We start from the raw sequence: 15,882 nt of genomic DNA on the forward strand, positions 1-15,882 counted from the left end.
TGCTGTCCGGTGGCGGGCTCAGGCGCTGTACGGCCTGGCCGCCAGGACCTTGACCGAGGCCGTCTTGCCGTTCGGCAGCTCGTACTCGGCGAACTCGCCGACCTTCTTGCCGTTCACGCCGCTGCCCAGCGGCGACTGCGGGGAGTACGTCGCGATGGCGTCGGAGGCGTACTCGCGCGAAGCCAGCAGGAAGGTCTCGGTGTCGTCCTCGTCGCCGTCGAAGGCGATCGTCACGACCATGCCGGGCGCGACGACACCCTCGGCGGTCGGCGCCTCGCCGACCTTCGCGTTCTCCAGGAGCTGGGTCAGCTGGCGCACACGGAGCTCCTGCTTGCCCTGCTCCTCCTTGGCCGCGTGGTACCCGCCGTTCTCCCGCAGGTCGCCCTCCTCGCGCGCAGCCGCGATCTTGGCGGCGATTTCCGTGCGCGCGGGACCAGACAGGTACTCCAGCTCGGCCCTGAGCTGGTTGTACGCCTCCTGGGTGAGCCAGGTGACGTTTTCGCTGGTCTGGGTCACAGGTGCTCCTCGTAGGTACTGGGAATACAAAGCATCGCCCTACCCAGAAGGATGTGCCTCCATGGATGGGCGAAACCACGAGCCTAACAATTCCGAGGCCCAAGGGGGAGGACGAAAGCCATCAGAATTACATCACCGCAGGTCAGCGGGCGAGACCCGCCATGCAATCCGGCAGGGGATCCGCTGTCAGCGGGCGGTGCACTGCACCAGCTCGGCGCTGGTCCCGCGCGCCGTCGTGCGCAGCTTGACGACCTCGTCGATACGCGTCCTGCCCTGGCTGACAGCGACATCCAGGCGTCCCACCTCGCTGCCGTCCGCGGAGCGGGAACGCAGCGTGCAGGTGCCGGTGGCGTCCGCGTCCTTGCGTACTTCCAGGTGCACCTGCACCTCGGTGTCGGACGTGACGCTGAACTTGATCACTTCGGCGCTGATCTTCTGTCCGGCGATGTAGTCGTATCCGAACCAGCCGATGACTCCGAGCAGTGCGACGCCAAGGCCCGCGCCCACGATCTTGAGCTTGCGGTCGGCACGGTCGTCAGCCGAGCGGCCGTAGCGGCCCTCCGGAAGCTGCTCGCGCACCGCGGCCATGACAATTCCTCTCGGGCTGGGCTCGGTATGGGGCTGCCGGAATTTTCCGTCCCCCGATTCGGTCACTATAGAAGCCGCCGTACGCGACGAATCATTGAGGATCGAGTCTTGACTGAGCAGCTGCGACTGATGGCCGTTCACGCCCACCCCGACGACGAGTCGAGCAAGGGCGCGGCCACGATGGCCAAGTATGTGTCCGAGGGGGTGGACGTGCTGGTCGTGACCTGCACGGGAGGCGAGCGTGGCTCCATCCTCAATCCCAAGCTCCAGGGCGACGCGTACATCGAGGAGCACATCCACGAAGTGCGCAAGAAGGAGATGGACGAGGCCCGCGAGATCCTGGGGGTGAGCCAGGAATGGCTCGGCTTCGTCGACTCCGGTCTGCCCGAGGGCGACCCGCTGCCGCCGCTTCCCGAGGGCTGCTTCGCCCTCGAGGACGTCGACGTGGCTGCCGGGCGACTGGTGAGGTCCATCCGTTCCTACCGCCCGCAGGTCATCACGACCTACGACGAGAACGGCGGATACCCGCACCCCGACCACATCATGACCCACAAGATCTCGATGGTCGCCTTCGACGGCGCGGGGGACGCGGAGAAGTTCCCCGAGTCCGAGTTCGGGCCCGTCTGGCAGCCGCAGAAGCTCTACTACAACCAGGGCTTCAACCGGCCGCGCACGGTCGCGCTGCACGAGGCGCTGCTGGAGCGCGGCATGGAGTCGCCGTACGGGGAGTGGCTGGAGCGCTGGAAGGAGTTCCAGCGCGCCGAACGCACGCTGACCACGTACGTACCGTGCGCCGACTTCTTCGAGATCCGCGACAAGGCGCTGATCGCGCACGCGACGCAGATCGACCCCGACGGCGGCTGGTTCCGCGTTCCGATGGACATCCAGAGGAAGGTCTGGCCGACCGAGGAGTACGAGCTGGCGAAGTCTCTGGTCGATACCTCCCTCCCCGAGGACGACCTCTTCGCGGGCATCCGCGAGAATGCCTGATATGAGCGCAAGCGCAAACCTCGCACTGACGCATCTCGTCCCTCTGGCCAAGGAGGTCGACGACAACAAAGTCACGCCCGGTGTCCTGGGCTTTCTCGTCTTCGCGGCACTGGCCGTGGGGGTGTGGCTGCTGATGAAGTCGATGAACCGGCACATGGGGAAGGTCAACTTCGAGGAGGCGCCGGATCCGAGGGCGGACGGGGCGTCCGGGGATTCCGGTGGCACGTCGGGCCCTGCGGCGGCGTGAGGCGGTGACGGGGCGGGGGTGACGCCTGCGGCGGGCCCTGTCCCCGACCCGCCTCTTCCCCAACTGGGGGCAAGCCCCCGGGACGCGGTATGCGACCTGCGGCCGCATGTCCTCAAACGCCGGACGGGCTGGATTCCGCCCGTCGGCCAGAATGTTCTGGCCGACCAGCGGAAAATCAGCCCCGTGGGGGTCCCCCCCGGACGAAGTCTGGGGGAGATTGAGGCGCGGGGGTCCGGGGGCGGAGCCCCCGGGGGCTACGTCGGCGCCGTGACCGGGACGCCCATCACCTCGCGCGCGTGGCGGTTCGGGACCATTCCCAGGTGCCAGGCCTGCCAGCCGTCCTCCAGGTGGACGCCGCGCTCCAGCATCACCGCGAGCGCCTCCGCGCAGTCCTCCAGCTTGCCGTCGCGCGACGAGTGCGACGTACCCATCAGCTGAGCCAGCTCCTCCTGGGCCACCACCGAGCCGACCTCTATGCCGCCCGGCGACGCGAACGGCAGCAGCGTGCAGCGCAGGAAGCGTGCCCAGTCCGAGCCGCGGTCGTCCTGGTACGAGGCGAACAGCTCCGTCGCCTCGTCGCACAGCGCCAGCGCCTGCGCCACGCGGTTGTTTCCCGCGTCGATCAGAGCCAGCTCCAGGCAGGTCCACGCCTCGCCGTGGGCCACCCCGATGCGGTGGAAGTCGGCGCGGGCGTCCACCAGGAGCTGGCGGGCGAAGCCGGAGTTGCGGAGGTTGCCGGTCTGGGCCGCGCGCTGGTCGCGGGTGACGCGGCCCGAGTGGTGGCGGGCGCAGGCCAGACCGTAGACGTCACGCATCCGCGAGAACATCGTCCGGGCGCGCTCCAGCTCCCGTACCGCCTGGTCGCGGTCGCCGCCCTCCTCCAGCGCCTGGCCGAGGTAGTACAGCGTCCACGCCTCACCCCGCGCGTCCTCGTTGTCCCGGTGTCGCGAGAGCGCCTGACGCAGCTGATCCACCGCGGGGGCCGGGTCGCCGTCCACCAGACGCGCCCTGGCCAGCTGGGTCAGCGCCCACGCCTCACCGCGGCCGTCACGGGTGCGGCCGTACAGATCCAGCGCCGTACGCAGCTCCGACTCGGCGCGCGGGACGTCGCCCATGCGCAGGCACACCTGTCCCAGCTGGAAATGCGTCCAGGCCTCGCCGTGGAGCGACTCGCCCTCCCGGTGCAGGGTCAGCGCCGTCGCCAGCAGGGTCAGCGCCTCCGCGAGATTGGCCCGATCGCGCTCGACCGCGGCCAGCGCGTGCAGCGACCACGCCCGGTCCTCGGCCTGCTCGTCGGACGACTGCAGCTCGATCGCCTCGTGCAGCTTCGCCGCGGCCTCGGTGAGATTGCCCTGGTGGTGCAGGGTGATGCCGAGCGAGCAGAGCGCGAGGGCCGTACCCGAGTCGTTCTGCGCCTCCCGGTAGAGGCCGACGACGGACGAGAGGGTCGTACGGGCCTTGTCGAGCTCGCCGAGCTGGCGGGCCGCGATGCCGGTGCGCCAGCGTACGGAGCGCTCCAGCAGCCCCTGGTCCACCGCCTGCGACAGCTCACTGATCTCGCCGAGGCGGTACAGGTCGCCGCGCAGCAGGCAGTAGTCGCACAGCGCGCCCAGCAGACCCAGCACCGTCTGCTGGTTCACGCCCTCCGCGTGCCGCAGCGCCGAGGTGATGAAGCTCGACTCGTCGTCCAGCCAGCGCAGCGCCGCGTCCAGCGAGGCGAAGCCGTGCGCCCCGAACTGGCCCGCCCGCGTGGACATCTTGCCGTCCACCATGCGGATCACGGCCCCGGCCAGGTCCGCGTAGTTCTGGATCAGCCGCTCCTGCGCGGCCGCCCGCTCCTTGGCCTCCTCCTCGTCGAGAAGCCGGGCCTGGGCGAAGGACCGTACGGCATCGTGCAGCCGGTACCGGCTGGCCCGCACATGGTCGATCAGGCCCGTCCTCGCCAGGTCCGACAGCAGCCGCTGCGCCTCCTGCTCGTCCGTGGCCAGCAGCGCGGCCGCCGCTGCCGCGCCCAGCGAGGCCCGTCCGGCCAGCGCGAGCCGGCGCAGCAGCCGCCGCGCCTGCTCGGACTGATCGGTGTAGCGCAGCCACAGCGCACGCTCGACCGGATCCACGGGGCCGTAGGCGCCCAGGTCCGCCGCGAGCTGATGCGCGGTCCGGGGGCCGAGCGAGGAGCCCGCGATACGCAGCGCCAGCGGCAGCCCGCCGCACAACTCCCGTACTTTGTCCGCCGATTGAGCGTCGTACGGACCGGAGGAAGGCTCCTCGGCCGACGCCCGCAGCAGTTCCTCGGCGCCCGCAGGATCCAGCGCATCGACTGGTAGCTGGTGCACCCACGCCGGAATGTCGTCCGCCAGGTCGAGCGGCCTGCGCGCGGTCACCAGCACCAGACTGTCCGAACGCTCCGGCACCAGCGTGCGCACCTGCGCCGCATCGCTCGCGTCGTCCAGCACCACCGTCACCGGCAGGCCCGTCAGATGCTGGTGGTACAACTCGCTCAGCCGCCGCACCTGCTGCTCCGCCGAGGACCGCTCACGGAACAGCAACTGCTCGCGCGGCGCGCCCAGCCGGTTCAACAGATGCAGCAGCGCGTCGCGCGTGGACAGCGGATCGGCGCTGTCGCCCCGCAGATCGACGACGCAGGCGCCCCGGAACTGGTCCTTGAGATGGTGCGCGGCCCGCACGGCCAGAGTCGTACGCCCCGAACCCGCATCGCCGTACAGCACCACGACCGTCGGCTTCGTCTCCGTGGAGGCGCGGGCCGCGTGCACCCACTGCGCGATCTGCGTCATGGCCTCCCGGCGGCCGGCGAACGGCCCTCCCCCAGAGCCTCCGGCCTGGGAGGTACCCCCACCGAGCTCCGGCAGATGCCCGAAGGACTGCTCCAGCACGGACCGCCTGCGCGCGGCCGCGCTGCGGTCCGCGCCGCGCAGCTGGGGCGCCACGGCGGGCTTCTTCGTCGCGGTACGCGTGGAGGAGGCCAGCATCCGCTGCTGGTCCAGGAACGGGCGGATGCCCCGTACCTCCAGCGCCGTCAGCCACTGAAGCCGCAGCTGCTCGGCCCCGCCCGGCTGCCCGAGCGCCCCGGCCCTGCGGTGCGCGGCCGGCCAGTGCGAGGCGGTCACCTTGGCGACGGTCGTCGCCGCCCCGGCGACGGCGACAACAGCCCCGGCCCCGAGAGCGGTACCCGTGGCCGTGCCCAGCGCGACATCCGCGCCGATCGCCGCGATCGCCGCAACGGCTGTCACCAGCAAGGGAGTCGACACATTACGCCGACTGAACCGCTCGGCCAGCGGCTGCTGCCCGGCCTCCGCCTCGGCCAGCGCCTGCTCGTAGGCGGCGTACTCCTCGTCCGCGTTCGCCGCCATGCCGTCCAGGGCGGCCCGCGCGCGTGCCAGCAGCACGGCGGAGTCCGCCCGCCCTCCCGAACGCCGTACCTCTTCCTCGACGGCGCGTACCAACAGCCGCTCGGCTTCCGCCCGATGGCTGTCCCGCATGTGCGTCCCCCTCCGAAGCTCCGGTTCGTTCCGGTTCCGGCCCGTCTCGGGTTCCGGTTCCGTTCCGGCGACAAGTGTCCTGCGTACGGCGCGTCAGCGCGAGAGACTCTGACGATCATCCTCACCTGAGAGAGGATGAGTACATGCCGAACCGCCTCGCCCATGAGACTTCCCCCTACCTCCTGCAACACGCCGACAACCCGGTCGACTGGTGGCCGTGGTCGGGCGAGGCCTTCGAGGAGGCGCGCAAGCGCGGGGTGCCGGTGCTGCTGAGCGTCGGCTACTCGAGCTGCCACTGGTGTCATGTCATGGCTCACGAGTCCTTCGAGGACGACGAGACCGCGGCGTATGTGAACGAGCACTTCGTCCCGGTCAAGGTCGACCGCGAGGAGCGCCCCGACGTCGACGCCGTCTACATGGAGGCCGTGCAGGCCGCCACCGGGCAGGGCGGCTGGCCCATGACCGTCTTCCTCACCGCGGACGGTGAGCCCTTCTACTTCGGTACGTACTTCCCGCCCGAGCCCCGGCACGGTATGGCCTCCTTCCGGCAGATCCTCGAAGGCGTTGCCGCCGCTTGGGCCGAACGGCGCGACGAGGTCGGTGAGGTCGCCGGGAAGATCGTCCGGGATCTGGCCGGGCGTTCGCTCGCGTACGGCGGCGAGGGTGTGCCCGGCGAGGAGGAGCTGGCGCAGGCGCTGCTCGGGCTTACCCGCGAGTACGACGAGCGGAGCGGCGGCTTCGGCGGCGCGCCCAAGTTCCCGTCGTCGATGGCCGTGGAGTTCCTGCTGCGCCACTACGCCCGGACCGGGTCCGACGGGGCGCTGCAGATGGCCGTCGAGACCTGTGCGTCGATGGCCCGCGGGGGGATCTATGACCAGCTCGGCGGCGGTTTCGCGCGGTATTCGGTGGACCGCGAGTGGGTGGTGCCGCACTTCGAGAAGATGCTCTACGACAACGCCCTGCTGTGCCGGGTGTACGCGCATGTGTGGCGGGCGACCGGTTCGGAGCTGGCCCGGCGGGTGGCGCTGGAGACGGCGGACTTCATGGTGCGGGAGCTGCGTACGGCCGAGGGCGGGTTCGCCTCGGCGCTGGATGCGGACAGCGATGACGGCACGGGCAGGCATGTCGAGGGCGCGTTCTACGTGTGGACGCCTCAGCAGTTGCGTGAGGTGCTGGGCGAGAAGGACGGGCACCGGGCCGTCGAGCTGTTCGGGGTGACGGAGGAGGGGACCTTCGAGGAGGGCGCCTCCGTCCTGCAACTCCCCGACGGCGAGGCGGATCCGTCGGTCAAGGAGCGGCTGCTCGCCGCGCGGGCGCTGCGGGCGCGTCCGGGGCGGGACGACAAGGTGGTCGCCGCGTGGAACGGTCTGGCGATCGCCGCGCTTGCCGAGGTGGGTGCGTATTTCGAGCGTCCGGATCTCGTCGAGCGGGCCACGGAGGCCGCCGATCTGCTGGTGCGGCTGCACATGGACAACGGCGCGCGCCTCGCCCGTACGTCCAAGGACGGCCGGCCCGGCGCGCACGCCGGGGTGCTTGAGGACTACGCGGATGTCGCCGAGGGCTTCCTGGCGCTCGCGGGTGTGACCGGCGAGGGTGTGTGGCTGGAGTTCGCGGGCTTCCTGCTGGACATCGTCATCGACCAGTTCGTGGCGGAGGGCGGGGCGTTGTACGACACGGCCCATGACGCCGAGCCGTTGATCCGCCGTCCACAGGACCCGACTGACAACGCGACCCCGTCGGGCTGGACGGCGGCGGCCGGTGCCCTGCTTTCGTATGCGGCGCACACCGGCTCGGAGGCCCATCGCACGGCCGCGGAAGGCGCGTTGGGCGTGGTGAAGGCGCTCGGCCCGCGGGCGCCGCGCTTCATCGGCTGGGGGCTGGCGGTCGCGGAGGCGCTGCTCGACGGGCCGCGCGAGGTGGCCGTGGTCGGGCCCCAAGGCGAGGCGGCGACGCGGGAGTTGCACCGTACGGCGCTGCTGGCGCAGGCTCCCGGCGCGGTGGTCGCGGTGGGCGAACCGGACAGCGAGGAGTTCGCGTTGCTGCGGGAGCGCCAGCTGGTGGACGGCGGCCCGGCGGCGTACGTCTGCCGGAATTTCGCGTGCCGGATGCCCACGACGGACCCGGCTGAGCTCGCCGGGCAGCTCGGCGGCCGCTGAGGCCGGACCGACCGGTTGCGGGTGAACAGGCGGGACGATCCGTTGTGCGGCTGGGGGCCGCATATCCAGCCCGTCCGGCGTTTGAGGACATGCGGCCGAAGGTCGCATTCGGGGTCTGGGGCGAAGCCCCGTCGGGGGTCTGGGGGCTTGCCCCCAGTTACGGGAAGGGGCGGGGTGGGGGACAACCCCGCGCTGGGTGCGGAAACGCCGAACGGCCCGTGGCGGGTGCCACGGGCCGTTCGGTGAAGGAGATGCCGAGCGCGTCAGGAGTGCTGGTAGGCCACCAGTGAGATCCCCACGTAGTGCACGACGAACGCCGCGAGCGTGAGGGAGTGGAAGACCTCGTGGAAGCCGAACCACCGGGGGGAGGGGTTCGGCCGCTTCATTCCGTAGATCACGCCGCCCGCGCTGTAGAGCAGCCCGCCGACGATCACCAGGACGAGCACCGCGATCCCGCCGGTGCGCATGAAGTCGGGCAGGAAGAAGACGGCCGCCCAGCCCATCGCGATGTAGCAGGGGGTGTAGAGCCAGCGCGGGGCGCCCACCCAGAAGACCCGGAAGGCGATGCCCGCCACGGCCGCCGCCCAGACCGCCCACAGCAGCGTCCGGCCGGTGGAAGCGGGAAGAAGGAGCATCGTCAGGGGCGTGTACGTGCCCGCGATGATCAGAAAGATATTGGCGTGGTCGAGGCGGCGCAGTACGGCCTCGCCGCGCGGGCCCCAGTTGCCGCGGTGGTAGAGCGCGCTCACCCCGAAGAGCAGGCACGCGGTGAAGACGTAGATCGCGCAGGCGACCCGGGCCTTGGCGGTATCGGCCAGCGCCGTGAGCACGAGCCCGGCGACCAGGACGGCGGGAAACATCCCGGCGTGCAGCCAGCCGCGCAGCCGCGGTTTGTGCGGTGTGGGCTCTATGTCGGTCGCTTCCGGCACGGCAGAGGTCATGGCGTGGATGTTACCTACGCAACCGTAGGTAACGAGGCTGTCTGCGGGCCTCGTTACAAGCCTCACACCGCTATGGCGTAAACGCTCGGCGGGGGCGGCGGGATTGCGAGTGGCGATGCTCACGTGAGAGGTCCTCTGGACATATGCGCACAGGGCACCGATGATCAGATGAGTGCGGTCGGCACCGGATGAGCGCCAGAAGAGCAAGGGACCGAAGCATCCGGGTCGCAGCCCCCACGGGGCATCAACCTTCATATCCCTCACTTAGGAGCGATCGTGGCGCGCGACATCGCGGCTCCCAGCACCGTCCCCAGCAACCACCAGGAGCTCATCTCCTGGGTCGACGAGATCGCAGCAATCACGCAGCCGGACAGCGTCGTCTGGTGTGACGGATCCGAGGCCGAGTACGAGCGCCTGTGCGAGGAGCTCGTTGCCAAGGGCACCTTCAAGAAGCTGGACCCGATCAAGCGCCCGAACTCCTACTACGCCGCGTCCGACCCGACCGACGTCGCGCGCGTCGAGGACCGCACCTTCATCTGCTCCGAAAACGAGCAGGACGCGGGCCCGACGAACCACTGGAAGGCTCCCGCGGAGATGAAGGAGATCTTCGCCGGTGAGAAGGGCATCTTCCGCGGCTCGATGCGCGGCCGGACGATGTATGTCGTGCCGTTCTGCATGGGCCCGCTCGGCTCCGACCTCTCCGCGATAGGCGTCGAGATCACCGACTCCGCGTACGTCGCCGTCTCCATGCGCACGATGACCCGCATGGGACAGCCCGTCCTCGACGAGCTCGGCTCCGACGGCTTCTTCGTCAAGGCCGTGCACACGCTGGGCGCGCCCCTCGCCGAGGGCGAGCAGGACGTCCCCTGGCCCTGCAACTCCACCAAGTACATCTCGCACTTCCCCGAGACCCGCGAGATCTGGTCGTACGGCTCGGGCTACGGCGGCAACGCCCTGCTCGGCAAGAAGTGCTACGCGCTGCGCATCGCCTCCGTCATGGCGCGCGACGAGGGCTGGCTCGCCGAGCACATGCTGATCCTCAAGCTCACCCCGCCGCAGGGCGAGCCCAAGTACGTCACCGCGGCCTTCCCGAGCGCCTGCGGCAAGACCAACCTCGCCATGCTGGAGCCTACGATCTCCGGCTGGACCGTGGAGACCATCGGCGACGACATCGCCTGGATGCGCTTCGGCGAGGACGGCCGGCTGTACGCGATCAACCCCGAGGCGGGCTTCTTCGGCGTCGCGCCCGGCACCGGTGAGCACACCAACGCCAACGCCATGAAGACCATGTGGGGCAACTCCGTCTTCACCAACGTCGCTCTGACCGACGACGGCGACGTGTGGTGGGAGGGCATGACCGAAGAGCTGCCCGCGCACCTGACCGACTGGAAGGGCAACGACTGGACGCCCGAGTCCGAGACCCCGGCCGCCCACCCCAACGCCCGCTTCACCGTCCCGGCCGGGCAGTGCCCGATCATCGCGCCGGAGTGGGAGGACCCGAAGGGTGTGCCGATCTCGGCGATCCTCTTCGGCGGCCGCCGCGCCAGCGCCGTCCCGCTGGTGACCGAGTCCTTCGACTGGCAGCACGGTGTCTTCCTCGGCGCGAACGTCGCCTCCGAGAAGACCGCCGCCGCCGAGGGCAAGGTCGGCGAGCTGCGCCGCGACCCGTTCGCGATGCTGCCGTTCTGCGGCTACAACATGGGCGACTACATGGGCCACTGGCTCAAGGTCGGCAAGAACGCGGACGCGTCCAAGCTGCCGAAGATCTACTACGTGAACTGGTTCCGCAAGAACGACGAGGGCAAGTTCGTCTGGCCCGGCTTCGGCGAGAACGGCCGCGTCCTGAAGTGGATCGTGGAGCGCCTGGCGGGCAAGGCCGAGGGCGTCGAGACGCCGATCGGCATCCTGCCGACGCGTGAGGCGCTCGACACGGACGGCCTCGATCTGCCCGAGGCGGACCTGGACTTCCTGCTCAAGGTCGACAAGGACGTCTGGCGCGAGGAGGCGGCGCTGATCCCCGAGCACCTCAACACCTTCGGTGACCACGCGCCGAAGGAGCTGTGGGACGAGTACCGCGCGCTGGTCTCGCGTCTCGGCTGAGCGCTCGCCGTCCACCTGAGGAAACGTCGCGGCGGGCCTGCCTGACATCCGCCCTGACCTGTGGGGTCGAACGGCCCGCCGCGTCCCCGGCCCCCGGAGCCCCCTCACGGCTCCGGGGGCCGGACCCGTTTTTTGCGCCTGAACCGGCGCCGCTCTCGCGGACCTGGCTGGTCGCCGTCCGGGTTCCTCAATTGATGGTTGCGGCGACCGTGGGTAGAGGTCAGCGGCACGCGGTCACAGCCGCCGCGCCGGGACTTGTGGCGTGGATCGCGGTGACGCAGGTGGCGGTGACAGGGGTGGCACCCGGTCCGTGCGCCTCCTCGGCACGCGGACCGGGGCCGTCAGTGGGCGCCTGCCGGTGCGAGGGCGGCGGTGTGCGCGTCCATCCGCTCGGCGGCGAGGATCGCGGCGGCGGTGTCGGCGCGGGATGCCGCGACGACGAGGGCGCGGCCCGCGATGTCGTGGGCGCGGCGGTGCAGGATGCCGGTGTCGGCGGCGCTGAGGCCGGCGTGCCGGGCGGGCGGCGCGCCGCGCAGCCGGGCGACCTGCTCGGCGATGCGCTCGGCGGCCTCGTCGAGGCCCAGTTCGTCGGTGACGGCGAGGAGCGCGGACAGGTGGCCCGCGAGCTGGATGTCCAGCTCTTCCCCGCGGCTGCGGTGCGGGTAGTCGGCCTGCGCGTCGGCCTGCATGCGATGGACCGACTTGGTGCGGATCGGCTCGTACATGGGATGGCCTCCTGCGTGGGTCGTCAGGAGACCATCCTAGCTTGGATTCCGTCTAAAGTTGAGCTGGATCCGGCAATCGGGGGAGATACCTCAGGGCTGGCTGTAGCCGTCCAGGAAGTTCCCGATCCGCGTCACCGCGTCCGCCAGCTCCTTCGCCGCGGGCAGCGTCACGATCCGGAAGTGATCGGGCTCCGGCCAGTTGAAGCCCGTACCGTGCACGACCATGATCTTCTCGGCACGCAGCAGGTCGAGCACCATCTGGCGGTCGTCCTTGACCTTGTAGACCTTGGGGTCGAGCCGCGGGAACAGATACAGCGCGCCCTTCGGCTTGACGCAGGTCACGCCCGGGATCTGGGTGAGCAGGTCGTACGCGACGTCCCGCTGCTCCAGGATCCGCCCGCCCGGCAGGACGAGGTCCTCGATCGACTGCCGGCCGCCCAGCGCGGTGGCGACCGCGTGCTGCGAGGGCATGTTCGCGCACAGGCGCATATTGGCGAGGATGGTCAGGCCCTCGATGTACGAGGCGGCATGCGCCTTCGGGCCGCAGACGGCCATCCACCCGGAGCGGTACCCTGCGACCCGGTAGTTCTTCGACAGCCCGTTGAATGTCAGGACCATCAGGTCCGGCGCGATCGCGGCGGTCGGCGTGTGCGTGGCGCCGTCGTAGAGGATCTTGTCGTAGATCTCGTCGGAGCAGACGATCAGGTTGTGTCGGCGGGCGATCTCGGTGAGGCCGCGGAGCATCTCCTCGCTGTACACCGCGCCCGTGGGGTTGTTCGGGTTGATGATCACGATCGCCTTGGTGCGGTCGGTGATCTTCCGCTCGATGTCCGCGAGATCGGGCATCCAGTCGGCCTGCTCGTCGCAGCGGTAGTGCACGGCGGTGCCGCCCGCGAGCGACACGCACGCGGTCCACAGCGGATAGTCCGGGGCCGGTACGAGCACCTCGTCGCCGTCGTCGAGCAGCGCCTGCATCGACATCTGGATCAGCTCGGAGGCGCCGTTGCCGAGGTAGATGTCCTCGACGTCGAGCTCGATGCCCTTGGTCTGGTAGTGCTGCATCACCGCGCGGCGTGCGGACAGCAGGCCCTTCGCGTCGCCGTAGCCGTGCGCGTCGCCGAGATTGCGGAGGATGTCCTCAAGGATCTCGGGCGGGCACTCGAAACCGAAGGCTGCGGGGTTGCCGGTGTTGAGCTTGAGGATGCGATGACCCGCTGCCTCAAGCCGCATCGCCTCCTCGAGGACCGGACCCCGGATTTCGTAACAGACGTTTGCGAGCTTCGTCGACTGGATCACCTGCATGCCCGTGAGCTTACGGGCGCGTAAAGCTGATCGCTTGGTGTTTTCGGCCACCGAGCCGTGGCACGAATGTCCGCTTTGTTGCATCGGCCGGTGGGAGCGCCCGCTTCCCTTCGAAAGGGCCACCGGCACGGTGCCTGCACCTGCGGATTGCGATACGAGAGCGGCAAGCGGACGGGCCGGTGTTGCCCTCGTCACCTTCCCGACGCCGCCGCTCCCGCCCCGCGCCGCCCCGGTCGCCGGAGCCCGCCCCGGACGATCACTTCCGCGATCTCTCCCCGCACACCGACGACGCCCTTGCGGCGCTCGACCGTCGGCGGCTCCCCGCCAAAGGCGGCGACGGAGCCAGGCGTGCCCCTTCGACTGACCGGGGTGCGCGTAACTCCAGCCACACGGCGGAAGTTGTGCACCATGTCTGCGAGGGCGAGCATCGTGGGCCAGTGACTGCGACCTGTGAGGGGAAGCCACGATGGCCGTGCCGCACAGCCGATGGGTCCCTTCAGCCGTGGCAACCGATGATCCCGAGCGGTTGGCCATCCGCGAGGCTATCGCCTTCGGGAAAGCACTGTACGACCGACGTATCGCGCTCGGTCCGAGCACGGAGGAGTCATCCCTGCGTGCAGGGATGACGCAGGACGACATCGAGTGCATCGAGGAGGGTGGCACCGCGCCGACCGTGGCGCTCCTCAGGCATCTGGCGGCGGCTCTGGACGCAGACGTACGTCTGACCGCCGGACATGATCTCGGTTCGCTGTGGTTCGAAGCCCACGCTGCCTGACTCAGGCGACCCTCGTCCATCGATGCCGTGAGCCGTGGCTCTGCCCGGTGAGACAGAGCGGCCCGAGCGACACCCCTACTGCGTCGGGATGCGAACACCCCGTCAGGCGGCGCGAGTTGCCGTACTCGACCCCAGCGCTGCCGTCTTCCTCTCCGCTACGACCACGAAGAGGTCGGTGTCCATTGGGCGATGCCCGGCGACGGTCTTGAGCTCGGCGAGACCCTGCAAGAGGGCGCTCTGCGCGAGCCGGTCAGTGAGCGATGGAGTCGATCAATTCCCGTGCCCCTTGACGGAGCAGTGCAACGGCGACCGAGGTTCCCAGGGTTGCGGGGTCGAGCGGCCCCGCCCACTCGTGGGCGTTCAGGACCCTCTTCCCGTCTGGGGCGAACACGCACGCCCGCAGCGAAAGGTCGCCACTGCCCTCAGCGGTCGCGAACCCGGCGATCGGGCTGTTGCAGTGGCCCTGCAGCACGTGGAGCAGCATGCGCTCCGCCGTCACTTCTCGGTGGGTGTCCGGGTCGCCGAGGCCGCTGACCGTGTGGATCAGGTCCTGGTCGCCTTCGCGGCACTGGAGAGCCAGGACGCCCGCGCCGATCGGGGGGCACATGACCTCGGTCGACAGCGTTTCGGTGATGACATCGGTGCGACCGATGCGTTCCAGGCCGGAGACCGCCAGGAGCAGCGCGTCGGCTTCACCCGCGGCGAGTTTGTCCAGGCGGCGGTTGGCGTTGCCGCGCATCGGTACGCACTCGAGCTGCGGGTGGGACGCGGCGAGTTGCGCGATGCGGCGTACGGAGGAGGTACCGATCCGGGTCCCGGCCGGAAGCTGATCGAGCGTGAGCCCCGCCGGGTGAATGAGGGCGTCGCGGATGTCGTCCCGCTTGAGGAAGGCGGCGAACGTCGTGCCTGCGGGCAGCGGCCGGTCGGCGGGGACGTCCTTGACGCAATGCACTGCGAGGTCGGCCTCGCCGGCGAGCAGCGCGGCGTCGACCTCCTTGGTGAAAGCACCCTTCCCCTCGACCAGAGCCAGATCGCCCATCCATTTGTCCCCGGTGGTCTTGACCGGGACGACCTCGGTGACGATGCGGGGGTGGAGCGCGGCCAGTTCGGTCCGTACACGCTCCACTTGGGCGAGCGCCATCGGCGAGTCACGGGAGACGATGCGGATCAGCTCAGGGGCGGACATGGCATCCACCCTAGAGCGTCACACGCGCCCCTACGCCCAGTTCTGACGCCCATCTCCGTGTTGTTGCAAGGGGATTGCACGCCGGATTGCACGCCACCAGTCGTCCGGGACACCGAGCGACCCCCGCGGCCCCGGCCGCCGCAAAGACAGCGGCCGGGGCACAGAGCCTGCTCAGGACTCCTCGCAATCCTTCCAGGCGAGCCGGTAGACGGTGTTGATGTCACCGTCCGTCGAGTCCATCGTCATGAAACTGGTCGTTTTCTTGGGGTCCGAAGTCCCGGCGTTCACACGCACTTCGGTGTTGATGTTGAAGTTGCGCTTCACTCCGCACGGCGCCCACACCAACTGACCCCATTCCGTGGAGTCCGATGCCTGCCAGTTGTCGTCGAGTGGCCCCTTGAAGGGGTGATTTCTGGCCGCCGTATCTGGCGATCCCTGGAAGTAGTACGAGGCTTTCTGCATTGCCGTGGCGCCGGACTGGAGGCTCGCGAAGCCCCGGTAGTCGGCGCTTGCCACCGCGTACGTGAAGCCCTGCGGGACATGGACGACCAGGTTGAGCTGGCAGTTCTTGCGGAAGTCGGTCGGGTTCGCGCCCACGCCCACTTTCGCGAGGTACTCGCTGTACGTCACGGTGAAGGCGGTGTTGTCCTCGGAGACGGCCACCGCGGCGGACCCCGGGCGACAGCCCGATCCATTGACCGTTGCGATGTCGATCGTGATTTTGTCAGGGGGCGTGTGGCTGACCGCGGAAGCGTTCTGAACGGCCAGCAGCGAAGCGAGAATTGCCGCTGTCGCGCCGCCGGCGAAAAGTGCACGGGACATGATTCTCCCATCGGGGAAATGTGAGGGGTTCATCCCG

General features: G+C 69.7%; 13 protein-coding genes. 5 read left to right on the forward strand and 8 right to left on the reverse strand.

Features of this window, described 5'->3' with window-relative positions; all coding sequences use genetic code 11:
- Window positions 1–18: 18 nt before the first annotated feature.
- Entirely contained in the window at window positions 19–516 is a 498-nt protein-coding gene (gene greA, locus OG741_RS25225) for a transcription elongation factor GreA (protein WP_142213983.1), read from the reverse strand.
- Between the two features lie 186 nt (window positions 517–702).
- A complete protein-coding gene (locus OG741_RS25230) occupies window positions 703–1,104 on the reverse strand; it encodes a DUF4307 domain-containing protein (protein WP_405601487.1) in 402 nt (133 codons plus the stop codon).
- A gap of 108 nt (window positions 1,105–1,212) precedes the next feature.
- Here OG741_RS25230 and mca point away from each other — a divergent pair, with 108 nt between their 5' ends.
- Together mca and OG741_RS25240 are read left to right on the forward strand one after the other, a co-directional pair.
- Window positions 1,213–2,094 (forward strand): mycothiol conjugate amidase Mca, encoded by an 882-nt coding sequence (gene mca / locus OG741_RS25235; RefSeq protein WP_405601489.1) that lies wholly within the window; start codon window positions 1,213–1,215, stop codon window positions 2,092–2,094.
- Complete coding sequence (locus OG741_RS25240; protein ID WP_405601491.1) at window positions 2,087–2,341, forward strand: hypothetical protein; 255 nt, start codon at window positions 2,087–2,089, stop codon at window positions 2,339–2,341. Before mca ends, OG741_RS25240 begins: the two co-directional genes overlap by 8 nt.
- Window positions 2,342–2,595: 254 nt before the next feature.
- Here the strand turns inward: OG741_RS25240 and OG741_RS25245 are convergent, their stop codons facing one another.
- On the reverse strand, window positions 2,596–5,838 hold the full coding sequence (locus tag OG741_RS25245) for a tetratricopeptide repeat protein (protein WP_405601493.1): 3,243 nt from the start codon (window positions 5,836–5,838) through the stop codon (window positions 2,596–2,598).
- 143 nt (window positions 5,839–5,981) lie between these two features.
- On the opposite strand from OG741_RS25245, the gene OG741_RS25250 reads away from it, so the two are divergent.
- Entirely contained in the window at window positions 5,982–7,994 is a 2,013-nt protein-coding gene (locus OG741_RS25250) for a thioredoxin domain-containing protein (RefSeq protein WP_405601494.1), read from the forward strand.
- Between the two features lie 263 nt (window positions 7,995–8,257).
- Here the strand turns inward: OG741_RS25250 and OG741_RS25255 are convergent, their stop codons facing one another.
- Complete coding sequence (locus tag OG741_RS25255) at window positions 8,258–8,935, reverse strand: hemolysin III family protein (RefSeq protein WP_405601497.1); 678 nt, start codon at window positions 8,933–8,935, stop codon at window positions 8,258–8,260.
- A gap of 276 nt (window positions 8,936–9,211) precedes the next feature.
- Between OG741_RS25255 and OG741_RS25260 the strand changes: the two genes are divergently transcribed.
- Window positions 9,212–11,035, forward strand: coding sequence for a phosphoenolpyruvate carboxykinase (GTP) (locus tag OG741_RS25260; protein WP_405601499.1), 1,824 nt, complete (start codon window positions 9,212–9,214; stop codon window positions 11,033–11,035).
- 341 nt (window positions 11,036–11,376) lie between these two features.
- Here the strand turns inward: OG741_RS25260 and OG741_RS25265 are convergent, their stop codons facing one another.
- Together OG741_RS25265 and OG741_RS25270 are read right to left on the reverse strand one after the other, a co-directional pair.
- The gene (locus tag OG741_RS25265) at window positions 11,377–11,760 is read right to left on the reverse strand and encodes a hypothetical protein (RefSeq protein ID WP_405601502.1); all 384 of its coding nucleotides are present in this window, start codon (window positions 11,758–11,760) and stop codon (window positions 11,377–11,379) included.
- A gap of 90 nt (window positions 11,761–11,850) precedes the next feature.
- The gene (locus OG741_RS25270) at window positions 11,851–13,062 is read right to left on the reverse strand and encodes a pyridoxal phosphate-dependent aminotransferase (RefSeq protein WP_405601504.1); all 1,212 of its coding nucleotides are present in this window, start codon (window positions 13,060–13,062) and stop codon (window positions 11,851–11,853) included.
- Window positions 13,063–13,528: 466 nt separating this feature from the next.
- Between OG741_RS25270 and OG741_RS25275 the strand changes: the two genes are divergently transcribed.
- A complete protein-coding gene (locus OG741_RS25275) occupies window positions 13,529–13,837 on the forward strand; it encodes a transcriptional regulator (RefSeq protein ID WP_405601506.1) in 309 nt (102 codons plus the stop codon).
- A gap of 250 nt (window positions 13,838–14,087) precedes the next feature.
- On the opposite strand, the gene hemC is transcribed toward OG741_RS25275, so the two are convergent.
- Window positions 14,088–15,023, reverse strand: coding sequence for a hydroxymethylbilane synthase (gene hemC / locus OG741_RS25280; protein WP_405601508.1), 936 nt, complete (start codon window positions 15,021–15,023; stop codon window positions 14,088–14,090).
- 171 nt (window positions 15,024–15,194) lie between these two features.
- Window positions 15,195–15,845: a DUF4360 domain-containing protein gene (locus OG741_RS25285; RefSeq protein WP_405601510.1), complete on the reverse strand. Its 651-nt coding sequence runs from the start codon at window positions 15,843–15,845 to the stop codon at window positions 15,195–15,197.
- Between the last annotated feature and the right edge of the window lie 37 nt (window positions 15,846–15,882).

The organism is Streptomyces sp. NBC_01410 (assembly GCF_045040195.1).
In the GTDB taxonomy this organism is placed as follows: domain Bacteria; phylum Actinomycetota; class Actinomycetes; order Streptomycetales; family Streptomycetaceae; genus Streptomyces.